12 protein-coding genes are annotated in these 11,729 nt (G+C 45.6%); all 12 read right to left on the bottom strand.

Annotated elements, in window-relative coordinates; all coding sequences use genetic code 11:
* Window positions 1–278: 278 nt before the first annotated feature.
* Window positions 279–698, bottom strand: a complete 420-nt coding sequence (locus NYE24_RS30885) for an A24 family peptidase (protein ID WP_342477455.1) — start codon at window positions 696–698, stop codon at window positions 279–281.
* Between the two features lie 163 nt (window positions 699–861).
* Complete coding sequence (locus NYE24_RS30880; protein ID WP_342477454.1) at window positions 862–3,249, bottom strand: CARDB domain-containing protein; 2,388 nt, start codon at window positions 3,247–3,249, stop codon at window positions 862–864.
* Between the two features lie 103 nt (window positions 3,250–3,352).
* Complete coding sequence (locus tag NYE24_RS30875; RefSeq protein WP_342477453.1) at window positions 3,353–4,249, bottom strand: copper amine oxidase N-terminal domain-containing protein; 897 nt, start codon at window positions 4,247–4,249, stop codon at window positions 3,353–3,355.
* Window positions 4,246–4,569: a hypothetical protein gene (locus tag NYE24_RS30870; RefSeq protein ID WP_342477452.1), complete on the bottom strand. Its 324-nt coding sequence runs from the start codon at window positions 4,567–4,569 to the stop codon at window positions 4,246–4,248. Before NYE24_RS30870 ends, NYE24_RS30875 begins: the two co-directional genes overlap by 4 nt.
* A gap of 254 nt (window positions 4,570–4,823) precedes the next feature.
* Window positions 4,824–5,213, bottom strand: coding sequence for a type II toxin-antitoxin system death-on-curing family toxin (locus tag NYE24_RS30865; RefSeq protein WP_342477451.1), 390 nt, complete (start codon window positions 5,211–5,213; stop codon window positions 4,824–4,826).
* Entirely contained in the window at window positions 5,213–5,359 is a 147-nt protein-coding gene (locus tag NYE24_RS30860) for a hypothetical protein (RefSeq protein ID WP_342477450.1), read from the bottom strand. The genes NYE24_RS30865 and NYE24_RS30860 overlap by 1 nt, the downstream gene beginning before the upstream one ends.
* 176 nt (window positions 5,360–5,535) lie before the next feature.
* Window positions 5,536–6,108: a hypothetical protein gene (locus tag NYE24_RS30855; protein ID WP_342477449.1), complete on the bottom strand. Its 573-nt coding sequence runs from the start codon at window positions 6,106–6,108 to the stop codon at window positions 5,536–5,538.
* A 108-nt stretch (window positions 6,109–6,216) separates the two neighbouring features.
* Entirely contained in the window at window positions 6,217–6,564 is a 348-nt protein-coding gene (locus NYE24_RS30850) for a hypothetical protein (protein WP_342477448.1), read from the bottom strand.
* A gap of 120 nt (window positions 6,565–6,684) precedes the next feature.
* On the bottom strand, window positions 6,685–9,381 hold the full coding sequence (locus NYE24_RS30845) for a hypothetical protein (protein WP_342477447.1): 2,697 nt from the start codon (window positions 9,379–9,381) through the stop codon (window positions 6,685–6,687).
* A 22-nt stretch (window positions 9,382–9,403) separates the two neighbouring features.
* Window positions 9,404–9,994, bottom strand: coding sequence for a hypothetical protein (locus tag NYE24_RS30840; protein ID WP_342477446.1), 591 nt, complete (start codon window positions 9,992–9,994; stop codon window positions 9,404–9,406).
* The gene (locus NYE24_RS30835; RefSeq protein WP_342477445.1) at window positions 9,991–11,079 is read right to left on the bottom strand and encodes a DUF916 domain-containing protein; all 1,089 of its coding nucleotides are present in this window, start codon (window positions 11,077–11,079) and stop codon (window positions 9,991–9,993) included. Before NYE24_RS30835 ends, NYE24_RS30840 begins: the two co-directional genes overlap by 4 nt.
* Before the next feature lie 25 nt (window positions 11,080–11,104).
* The gene (locus NYE24_RS30830) at window positions 11,105–11,728 is read right to left on the bottom strand and encodes a hypothetical protein (protein ID WP_342477444.1); all 624 of its coding nucleotides are present in this window, start codon (window positions 11,726–11,728) and stop codon (window positions 11,105–11,107) included.
* Between the last annotated feature and the right edge of the window lies 1 nt (window position 11,729).

The raw sequence follows: 11,729 nt of genomic DNA, 5'->3' as shown, positions 1-11,729 counted from the left end.
CGTGAAAATTGGACAAAAGAGAGCTTCGAATGCTGCAGTGACATGCATCAAGTCCGTGACGACTCGGATTTCGCAGCCCTCACAGTCCTTGAATATGACCCCGCGGTGCCATTTTTTTTGGAAATCCAATACGATTTTTCTTAACGCAAAAAATCGCCCTGCCAGCCTAAGCCAACAGGGCGATTGCGCCGATACTTTCGGACTACACGCCGGTGCTTCCGATCCGCGTAGCTTCACATTAACACGATTGTAACAATCTGTAAATCGACAATTTGTATTCATAAAGTGACTATGGCCCATAGCAGGCCAACAGTCAGAAATGGTGCTAGCGGCACAGAGAGTAGGGCCTCTACTGACAGCAGCTTTCTTCCTCCCTGATACAGAAAAACAAAAATGCACATCAACAGTAGAGTAACCACCGCTCGTTCCAGGCCGATACATAATCCAAGCAGTGCCACCAACTTCACATCACCGGCTCCCAAGGATCGGGGGCTGATCATGAAGACCAGAAATAACACTGCGCCTGGGACCAGCCCCCAAAAATATTCCGGGCTGAATCCTATCCTGAGCACTAGCAATGATAAAATTGCTGGGTACGTTAGCTTATTAGCGATCCGCCGCTCCGTGATATCCGTGTAGCTGAACCAGCAGCAAAGCATCATTAGGCTTATTATCAGCAACATATCTACTGTGGCCATCACTTTATACTCCTAAATCCGGGAATAACAGTTGCAGGCCACAGATCACGATTACCTCCAGCAGTGTACATAAGTTAGATATCATGTTTTCCTCCTTCAGTGAGCCCTCTCGGTGCTCACAAGTAAAACCCCACCGAGATCGATGGGGTTAGCTACTTTCAGTTTAGTTTGTCCTTCTCACATTCTGAACATCGTCATACATCCCACCGTATATCTCTACTTGCTTCGTAATACAAGTCACTAAGCTATTCATCCCTGCGGGATCAGTTGAAATCTTAATCCGGTAATAGCCATCAGTAGTATTGACAGAGGTCATGTATTTGCGACTCTGATAGACTTTGCCTGAGTCAGAGGTGATCTTGGTCAATGGTAACTCCCAGGTGGCATTATTGCGGTCCCCACCGGTCTTCTCCAGTTTGACCTGGCGCTCGAACTTCCAGTTCGAGTCATAGAAGGTAGCGTACACCGCGTCAGGACCGTAGTAAGTCCCCCCTAACGAATATGCTGTTCCTTCTAGGCCTGTAGGTATCTTTGTCTCCCAATTCGTGGTGTAGGTTGTATTTACTTTCAGCTCAATACCGTAACCGGCTCTTGTAATTGCATTAGCATCCTTTCCGCTTCTCTTGGCGTAAGGGATAATCTCCCAGGAACCGCGACTCTCCCTGTCCGACTCTTTGGGGTGATTAAGATCTGTTGCTATGCCTTGCTTGGTGTTCACTTCTGCAGAGATCTTCAGATTCTCCTGGTACGTTACAGGAGTATTGCTCCAGTTAGGATCACCGTAGTCTGTATAATACTGAGTGAAGTAGTGAGTCTTACCATCCGCCGTTGTATAGCTTGAAGAGTAGTACTTCGTAGGATAACCAGTAATCACTGGATAGGATACTGACCATTCACCAGCCGCCTCCGGCTGATTACATTCGCTCCCACCTCCAGCAGTACCTGATACAACACTGCAGCCAGTCGTGACAATATTATTGCTCCGATTCTGATCCACCTTTTCTTTCTCGGGATCAACGGAGAGAGTGAGATTGTGAACCCCTGTTGAGGTGCCTGTCCAATTAAAAGGACCCACGGTTAGCGTCTGACCTGCAGCAAAAGATTTGCGTGTTTCATAGATTTTGCTGGCGTTATCGTATAAGCGAATGAGCACATCATTCTGCTCAACTGCGCTGTCATTCTTCACCTTGCCGGTGATGCTGGAATGACCGCCCTTGGTGATGGAGCCCGGAGACGCTGTGATCGATACCGCAATCAGATCCGCCTTCGGAGCCACACGTTCAATCATCCATTCTCCATGCAGCATATTGTTGTTGTATGCCACCGCCGGTGACTCCAGCGCCCGATCCTGATGGACCGGATTGTTAATGGTGGCGTCCACTTTGATATAGTACTTCCCCGGATCATCACCAATCTCAATTTTACCGAGCATGTAGTTGAACTCCTGACCATTCAATATGGTCGCAGGAAGAGACTGGTTCATCGAGGCCAGCGAAAACTCTGCGGTAAGTACACCGCCAATCTTAACTGCAGCATTCATTGGCATCCCCCGCGTTTTCACATAATCGGAAGCTATAATATCATCTCCGTCATAGCGGAATTTCACCCATAGCTGCCCACCGTCCGTGAGGGTCAACTTTGTAGGTACGAAGTCCAGTGCTTGCTCATCTGGAAGCGTAATGCTCTTAATGGCTGTCCGGCCATAACCATCATCCACGATGATATCTACGTCTTTACCGAGGACTTTGGAGATATCCTTCGCATTCACGCTTACGTTGCCGTTATAGACCGGTTCAGCAGTGTGAATGAGTTTACCATCCGTTAGACTGACCACTTTGGATAAGTCCGGAAAAGCCCCCTTGGGGACTGCGATCACCCGAATGTCCCGTTCAGAGTACCCGTATGAGGAGAAAGCGACATTCAATGCGTTTCCCTGAGATACTGTTAATTTCGGCCAAGGGGAAACATCATAGAGCGCTCGATAGGTGTCATCACTGATCTTTTGGGAACTGTTGAACTTAATACCCATACGCGGAACAATACCGGATGTACGAAGGAATGGATACAAGGTTTGAATTGTATAGTAGTACTCATGGCCCTTTTTAAAAATAGGATCATTTGCTGTTTGAAGGAATTGGTTACGGAAGTATTGCCGCTGCTTTGTTTCAATTGGTTGACCTGCCCAAATAGAGTCGAATAGATCACCCAAAGCCGACTCACTTTTAAAGACTAATCCAAAGCCATTCTCTTTACTAAAACTCTGGTCTACTGGAGTTCTTTTTACGTTAAAGACATCATAGTTAGGCACTATTCTTGTCTGACCATCTGAAAAGGTAAATAATCCAGCCCATTGATAGAGCTGCCATGGGTTATTGTTCACCTGCTTATCTAGAGCTGGAATATAACCAGCAAAACCATTTGCCTCTTGCTTCCCATACTCCCAATTTACATACTGACGTAACATCGGAACCTCTGCTGCCGAAACATTTGAGGTTATTGATAGCAGCAAGGCAAAAATGCTTAATAAAATACCAGTCCTCTTTTTAATCACAAACACCAACCCTTCATAATTCCTGGATTCTTTTCAACGACAAAAAAGCCTGTCTATTTTTCTAGGCAGACTTTTTTCATTAAAGTGACGATATCAAAATGGACTATTTTAACGATTTGGCTTTCCCCAATACCTCTGATAACGGAGAGGCACTATTGCCATTACCAAATACAATTACATCACCAGTTATCTTTCCAAATAATGCACTCAAATCTTCATTAAAATTTGTATCTAATGTGATATTGTAACCTTCCCAACTATCGCCATTAGATTCTGGCTTTGAAATTGAAATAAACCCTGCCCCTTTTCCTATCGCAAACGAGTAAGTTTTTCCAGGAATGAGTGGTACAGAGGAGCCATCATTGGCATATTTACTACCACTCTCAGCAATCTTAGGCATAGTGAAAGTTAACTTCCCACTTACAACCTTCATATTATCTACAAACAATTCCTTGCCCAGCTCTGTCTCACGAGGCCACTCAAACCCAACCTTAAACATGTTCTCTCCACCCGGAGCAGGCGATGCTGAAGGAGATGGACTCGCCTCAGGTGTTGAAGATACCTTTGTCTTAATCATCACCAGACGCTTTTCCTGATTCCATCCCACTTCTGCACCAAGGGCCTCCGACACAAACCGCAAAGGTACATAGGTACGGTTCTGCTGCAGACGAGCAGGTACATCCAACTTTTGAATGACTGATTCGACCGTTACCGTGTCGCTGTTGATCTTCATCAGGATTTTCTTCGTACCTAATTCAATCGTTACGGATCGATCCAGGCCATAACCTACCTTCGCTCCCAACGCTTCACTGACGAACCGGATCGGTATCATTACCCGGTTATTCTCATAGTATGGCTTCGCGTCCGGGAACTTGAGCGCTGTTCCATTGACCTGTACCGTTACTGTGACCTGGGCTGCAGAAGCGACACTCGCTACCAAACCTAACAACATAATGATGGCTAGAATCGCACTACCAAATCTTAATCGAATGGACCTCATTCCTCTTCACTCCCTGTTTTTGTTTTCATATTTCGTATCAACGAAAGAAGCGAACTTAGAGTTTGCTGCAGATTCTCTGTCCCTTTTAATACATGGGTTTCGTTCTCTTCAAGCAATTGTCTCCACTCCGGACTCCAAAAATACCGTGTTTCCTCTTCATTAAGTCGAGAGATTGCTTCACGCACGGCTGCAGGCCTTGTGACATTATGTTTAAGGCAATAGTTGTCTAATATCTTCTCAGTAGTTTTGTCCATCTTTACAGATAGTTGTTCTTTTTTTGGATTAACAGAAGGCGGTCTGCCCATTCTTTTAGCGTCCATTGAGATTCACACCCTATTTTTGAATTTCTTTTAGAGTAACATAATGATTTCATTATGTAAACCCATATTTATCCTTTTCCACTAATTTTATACCCCTCCTCTCCCCCACCGCACCTTAACACTGAAAAAAGGCAAAATAAAAAGCCCCCCAACGGCGCTTGTGTCGTGATGCTATTCAAAACTTCATCCTTCATTCTCCTACAGAACAAACATAACGCATTTATTCAAGACAAACGTATTCAAAAAGTATGGATTTATCCGTTCTTGTACGAGTTCTTCTCTAACCATGCTGCTAAGGCTTGAATGCCTACTTTCTTGGTGGCGACCTGGATGGCCACCTTAAAGAGTTCCTCGGGATCTGCATCGAGTTCAAATCCGTTTAGCCCCAGAAAGACATATGTCACCAGGACTCCCGTCCTTTTATTGGCATCGTAGAAACAATGGGATGATATTAGGCCGTCCATCAAAACCGCTGCTTTCAAAAACAAACCGGGATACTGCTCCTCACCGAAGACCACACTAAATGGCTTCTCGGATATGAAGTCAAGATATCCCGGTTCTCTGATTCCGGCCAATCCATTCGATTCGGCCAGCTCTGCATCATGAATTTCTATAATCTGTCGAGGTGTCAGTTGGATATACATCAGTTCTTAGCCAACTTATCCAAGGTTTTTCTGTATTTCTTCATGCCCTTTTTGGCAAGCTTCAGAACCTCAGCATCGGAGGCCGCTGGTTGTTTACCCTCTTGCTTCTGTTCGATCATCTGTCCATCCTCCTTCTTCTTATCCATCAGCTTTCCTCCCAGATATGACTTGGTAAAGTATATACCCCAATCATTCTATATATACTTGAGGATCACAGGATGATATCACAGGTTTGAGTTGATTATAGCATGTTCAGTCGGCAACCGGCTCCACGTTTCTTTCGTTATCTTTCATAAAACAAACAAAAAAGCGAAATGCTCCTTTACCCCGCCACCCTATTACTTACGTATTCCAATGTCTCTTCCAATACCTTATTCCGATACTGGGAGGTATCAATATATGGTATGCCATACTTAAGGCATTCATCATGTAAAATACAATTCATTTCTGCCCAATGAGCTGCATGCTGTTCCAGGGCAGATTTGGATAACTTATAAGACCAATCGAATACTTTATCATTTGTGCGACATAGGTCGATAATCCCCTGTTGATCAAGAGAACCATGACCTAAGCAGACAACAATATGTTCATCACGATTGATATAATCTCTAACGTACTTAGGGTGTAATTGTCCGCTCTCCAGGATACATTTATTTGTCTTTGATCCGGATATGAAGAATTCCAGAAGAAACCTTTGGAAATAATCACTATGCTCAAATTTTTTCTGTTCCTTTATATTATTCCTGAAGTATCCTTCCCTTCCTTCACCTCGAATCATAGCCCACTTTAAATCATCACTATGACTCAAATTGAATTCAGGCAGCTTAGCTTTCAACATGCAGGCTAATGTTGTTTTGCCTGCTCGACCAACCCCCAAAATAATCACACTTTTCATTGATAATCCTCCTTCATTTAACATAAATAGCCCTATCAACCGGCAAAGTCACCTGTCAATAGGACTATTAAATATGATTTGATTAATCAGTAGAAATGATCAACATCTTCATTTTACATTAATCCAAAATTGCAATTCTGTATCGCTGATCGCCCGAACTTCAGGATATGTTACTTTATAGCCCTTAGCCTCCAATTCCTTTTTGACATCATCCATTACACTGGCAGGTGCTTCACCACCCATATTAGTACTACAAATAACACGATCTGTTTTGATCTCCGTTTTAATTCCATCATAATTTTTCCCTTTATGGCTATGAACAATCATCATGAAAGGGTCGCCGTATTTATCCAGTTTTAGATTTTCAATTAAAGTCTTCTTTAATAATTCTCTAGCCTCTTTATAGAAAGCCAATTCTTTTAAATACTCTTTTTGATCCTTAGATTTAAAAAACATACTATCATCCTCCAAATTTTTATATTAGCACTTGTAGATTGACCTAAAGTACCTTCATTCACCTAAAATCCAGATAAAAATATAGGCCTCCTTTACTGGAAGCCTATATTTATCCTTACACTAGATTCCGGAAGCCAGTGTAAACGTAAACTGCGAACGGTACGTTCCCACACGGAGTCCCGTTTTGGCTCCCGCCTGATAGGCACTGCCAGTTCCAGCCGAAACAACTTCTACCTTATCCGGCACACGGAGCATATAACTCATCGGCAGTTGATACTGCCCCATCCCCTGGAATGCTTCTGCTTTCGCCAGGACTACGGGTTCAGCATTAAAGACATAGGAGCCCTTCAGCCCAAGATTTATATCTTGGCCCACCAGTGTTGTTGTATCGTTAACGTCAACACTTAGAACCGTGGAAGGCATCTTGACGACCAGGCTATTGGTTCCGAGGCTGTTATCGACCACAGGATCACTGATGAAATCCGAAATTTTGAGTGAATAGTTCCAACCTGCTGCGGTTCCGCGAGAGTCTTCAATTATGGAGTTCGTAACGCTGTTGAGCACCTGGTACTGATTAGTGGTGCCAATTGTCACCGTATCAAGCAGTAACCCGTTAAACTGAGCATTGAACCCGCCGCCCAGGACCGTAAAGGAAATATCCTCTGAACCAATCGGACTGCCCCAGCCTGGATCTATGGTTGGTTGCGGGGTGACCGTAGGGGCTACTGTAGGCACGGGTGTTGCCGTTGGTGTTGGTGCAACCGTTGGTGCTACTGTCGGCACAGGAGTGGCTGTAGGGGCCACTGTTGGGATAGGAGTCGGCCCATTAATGGTTGCCTGACCTGTCGCCAGTTCTTCTCCCGATTGGTTTAGGATTCTTGTGTCCACCACATGGCTACCTTGTGACAAGGTAACGGGTCCTGTATAGTCGGACCACGCCCCATTATCATTGCGGACTTGAACTTTCACACTGGTATGTGTTGTTCCACTTTCCACGGTATACGTTCCATTGCCCTTGTCTATTACCTTGGGATATCCGGCTGCAATAACGATAGGATCATTATTCACATCTAGCGACATGATTGGGCTATAGGTAGCGCCTGCTCCTGATCGTGCTTTAAAGCTAATTGCGCCTGGCTGACTTAATACTACGGGAGCTGTGTAATTCTTCCATGTTGTTCCACCATCAACCGAGTACTCACGGGTTTGAATATCGGTAGAAGAACCATAATTCACGGTAATCACATGACGATTAAACTTGTCTAGGGCTACTGTATTTGTTGGCAAATCTAGTACAATTGGAGCGACATAGTCAGGTGGATATACTGTTGGAAATCCACCATCAACAGGATAACTACTACTGCCGTTAAGCTTTTCTAGAACTCCGTCCTCTGTAATACCATATACATAGGCTGCACCATTACGAGTCGTAACCGAATATAATTTAAGAAACTTTTTTTCCATGGTAAAGAAATAGGACGCCTTATTAAAGCCTGTTACCGTATGATCAGCTGCTAACGCATAGGTGTAGCCTTCTACTGAAGCAGCCAAATCGGTTATGTTCACGATTTGGTTGACTGGTCCAGTTATTCTGACTGGAGTAGCTAATGAACCGCCAGAAACTCCAGCTCTATCGAGATAATTCAACCCCACTGCATATACTTTCCCATTTTTAAGGTACCAAAAAGTACCGCTGGAATCGGAAGTTACAGTCGTAACCCCAGTATCAATAACCTGCAACGGTGAAAAAGCTGAGGTATAGAATTCGGACAATGATGTCCCCCAGTAGCTCAGGTCACCGTTTTGAATAGACACATAGCCTTGCAGCAAATAATCAGATGCACCGTGTCTCCAAGGGGACATGTATCTGTGTACATTCGATAGGTTGATGTTGCCAGGTAACGCATTTAAAGTATTGTTCGTCAACTCATTCGATGTGTCCATAGGAGACCTATAGGCAAACCAGTTTGAAAGAGTGTAGGATGATCCATTGATTGTGAAAATGCGAGAAGATACATTAGCTTTAATATCGGAGTATCCAGTTCCACTTGGACGCGTGTTTATGACCGCATGATTCTGTCCATTCAAAAATTTCATATCAAAGTTGTCTGCTGAACTGAAGGCCGGAAAGATAGAGGTTACATCGACTACCTTGGAGGTCGGGGTGGTGAAAGACGATTTTCCAAATGCCTCTCCGACAAGGTACACAGCATTATCTTTCACGATTAGAATCGAACTGTCTGAAAGATAGAACAACTTCTTCACGCCTGACAACTCTGCTCCGGACGGATCGAGCACTTCAGTAGGGATGCTTTTATCGGCTGCACCACCGATGGCTAACTGTCCACTGGTCCCCTTCCCCCAAGACCATACGGTTCCATCCGTTTTCAGAGCAAAATAACTGTAGCTAGTCGCCATCGACCACGAATAGCCATTTTCGATGACCTGAAAATCAGAAACTTGGTCTAATAGTTTTACAACACTTTTGCCTTTTAACTGAGAGTACATCGTGGTTCCTTGCAAATACACTTTACCTGCTTCAGTATCATAGTTTTCAAAATACATCCGGACTTTATCGGCCGTGATCGACTGCACTGGATAAATGTAGTTCTGCAATACCTTAGTCCCATTAGACAGGTTGAATACAGTTCCATAGGTCGTATCGTTATGGTCGTAGGTAATACTGTCTATGGTAGTAAAGGCAGCCCCCTCTGCATTGTTGCCATTCCCCGATAGCAGTACAGGGAATAGAAGAACCAAGGATAAGGCTACATACAATGAGCGTAGTCCCTTTTTCTTCGAATTGCTCTTAGTCATTACTCAATCCTCCTCGTATGGGTTATAAACCTGCTGTTGCTGTGTAGGTAAAGGTAGACGTATAGGTTCCCTGCATTAATCCTACATGCTGGCCATTACTGCCTGTAATCAACTTGGGAACGTTAAGCGTATAAGCAATTCCGAACTGATGTGTACCAGCCCCTTCCGAGGGGACCACCCCCACAATTCGGCTGTCTCCGGAGGATAGAACCTGATGATTGGCCAGTTCTCCTTTGGCTGCTGCAAAATCAATAGGCGTTCCTGTAATGGCCGTCTTGTACTGCGTGGAAAAAGATACGGAGGATGCCGGGATAATAAAATCAACGGCCTGTCCTCCTACCATCTTGGACAGTTTGAAATCAGTAGCCCGCAGGACCACTCCCCATCCTGCTGCCGTTCCGCGTGCATCTAGTACATACAAATTACTGTCTGCTGCTGACGTTTGGTTCTGCTTCAAATCCAGCGTAATATCCTTGAATACAGGTTTCGTTTGGGTCATTTGCAGCCCCGCCCCCAGTACTACCACTTCAGACTCATCTGTATCTGCAGCATTGGCAGACACAGGAACCGCTAGGATCGTCAGCAGCATAAGACCTATTAGTACTTTCTTCATATTGCTCCTCCTCCATCAATTTTCTCTTCTTCCTTTTGCTTCTCTTTGCGTTTCCATAGCAGCAGCAATAGCCAGAACAATAAAGCAAAACCCAGGATGATCATTACAATAATGACCACTACAATCCATAGATTCAGCTCCAACCAGTCCCAAAACGTCTGTGTCACCTCGATCTTCCCTGCCTCTTTTAGCGAGACCTCAGAAGCCTTCGCCTGCTCAGGCGTGACTCGGAAGGTGAATGTTCGGTTAATCGTCTTGCCGGAGAACGAAGCGCTGTAGTTGACCTCATAGACATCGGGCAGCAGCAGCCGGTCATTGACAATATAGACCATATCCGCTGTGCTTCCCGCGTAAATAGAGTCTGCTGTGTAATCCTGCTCGTACAACACCTGCTCCTGCGTATTACGGACTGTAATTTTACCAGTGGGCTTCTCCAGAATTGTGCCACGATGACTCAGCTTGATCGTCAATCGCGAATGGCCGGTGCTGACATAATCATGCTGAAATGCATCAATACTCATGTCATGTTTCGCCTGATCAGCCTTGTATTCCAGAACCATCTGCACCCCGCTGCGGTTGACCACATCGATGGCCACAGAAGCCTGCTGCCCCTCTGAACCTGCAGCCGCTTCTTCTGCCTTGATCAGTTCTTCCGCAGCGATCACTCCCACGTACTGGCCGGGGAGGAGATCCTCCGGTATATTCACGGTGTACTTGAAACTGCGCACTTCCTGCGGTTTCAGCGTAATTGCCTTCACGCCTTGTGGCTCCATCCAGGACCCAACTAAGCGAAGTCGCTGCTCCTTTTCCGAGAAGCTGCGGCCCCCATTTTGAGCGGGGAGGGCATCCGCCGGATACAGCTTGAGTTGTACCGGCGTATCCTTGGCATTGCGAACGATAAAGGTATACTCTCGCGTATCTCCAGGCTTCACCTGATCCTTGTAATACCCCCGGCCTTCTTCTACAGCCTTGACCGGGGATAGGACAAAGGAATTGTCGGCATGGACAGCCGTGGACAGCCACAGACAGCCGATAAACCCGAGTACCCATACCCTCATGATTGTACGAATTGATCCTATCTTCATCCTCAACCCTCAATTCTCATATTCTCTATAGCCCGTTGACCAGGGTAAACGACAGGCTGGCCCGATACTCACCGGCAAGCAGCCCTACCTGCTCACCCGGGGAGATCTGGTCGGTATTGTTCACTTCTGAAACTTCAATGAGGGAGGGGAGATCGACCTGCAGGAGAAGTTCAGCGCTGTAACTCCCGCGCCCCGAACCTTCTGCTGCCTGCATAACGATCTGGGGCGATCCGGAAGAAAATACACCTGTACCCGTTGTCACCCCTCCAACTTCTTCCTCCGCAACGAGCCCGGATACTTGATATGATGCATATTCCGCTGGAATCCTCGCCTGCATCGTTCCTTCCTGTACCTTATGCCGGATGGTGAAGTCATTAAGCGAAACTGCGTATTGCCACCCAGAGTCCCCTTGTTGCTCAACCATAAGGCGCAGGGTCTGATTGAACTGCTGAGTTCCAGAAGCACTCAGCGTAAGATACGCTGGCTGATTAGCCACACGAAGACTGCCAAGGGGCTCGTTATACACCGCATAGGTGGCTGACATAACCGTGCTTGATCCCGCTTCTTCAGGCCCGCTCTGCTCCGCATGTGTTACCGGAGCGCTTATCAACAGCAGGGCCAGTCCCAACCACAAGCTTATTCGCTTCATT

Origin of the sequence: Paenibacillus sp. FSL H7-0350, assembly GCF_038593195.1 — a bacterium.
In the GTDB taxonomy this organism is placed as follows: domain Bacteria; phylum Bacillota; class Bacilli; order Paenibacillales; family Paenibacillaceae; genus Paenibacillus_AQ.
The sequence above is the reverse complement of the archived record's forward strand: the minus strand, read 5'-3'. Positions and strand labels throughout refer to the sequence as shown.

Bases quoted from the DNA above. Each gene is read 5' to 3' on its own strand.
- NYE24_RS30885 (WP_342477455.1), bottom strand. From the start codon at position 698: ATGGCCACAGTAGATATGTTGCTGATAATAAGCCTAATGATGCTTTGC.
- NYE24_RS30875 (WP_342477453.1), bottom strand. From the start codon at position 4,249: ATGAGGTCCATTCGATTAAGATTTGGTAGTGCGATTCTAGCCATCATT.
- NYE24_RS30870 (WP_342477452.1), bottom strand. From the start codon at position 4,569: ATGGACGCTAAAAGAATGGGCAGACCGCCTTCTGTTAATCCAAAAAAA.
- NYE24_RS30865 (WP_342477451.1), bottom strand. From the start codon at position 5,213: ATGTATATCCAACTGACACCTCGACAGATTATAGAAATTCATGATGCA.
- NYE24_RS30860 (WP_342477450.1), bottom strand. From the start codon at position 5,359: ATGGATAAGAAGAAGGAGGATGGACAGATGATCGAACAGAAGCAAGAG.
- NYE24_RS30855 (WP_342477449.1), bottom strand. From the start codon at position 6,108: ATGAAAAGTGTGATTATTTTGGGGGTTGGTCGAGCAGGCAAAACAACA.
- NYE24_RS30850 (WP_342477448.1), bottom strand. From the start codon at position 6,564: ATGTTTTTTAAATCTAAGGATCAAAAAGAGTATTTAAAAGAATTGGCT.
- NYE24_RS30845 (WP_342477447.1), bottom strand. From the start codon at position 9,381: ATGACTAAGAGCAATTCGAAGAAAAAGGGACTACGCTCATTGTATGTA.
- NYE24_RS30840 (WP_342477446.1), bottom strand. From the start codon at position 9,994: ATGAAGAAAGTACTAATAGGTCTTATGCTGCTGACGATCCTAGCGGTT.
- NYE24_RS30835 (WP_342477445.1), bottom strand. From the start codon at position 11,079: ATGAAGATAGGATCAATTCGTACAATCATGAGGGTATGGGTACTCGGG.
- NYE24_RS30830 (WP_342477444.1), bottom strand. From the start codon at position 11,728: ATGAAGCGAATAAGCTTGTGGTTGGGACTGGCCCTGCTGTTGATAAGC.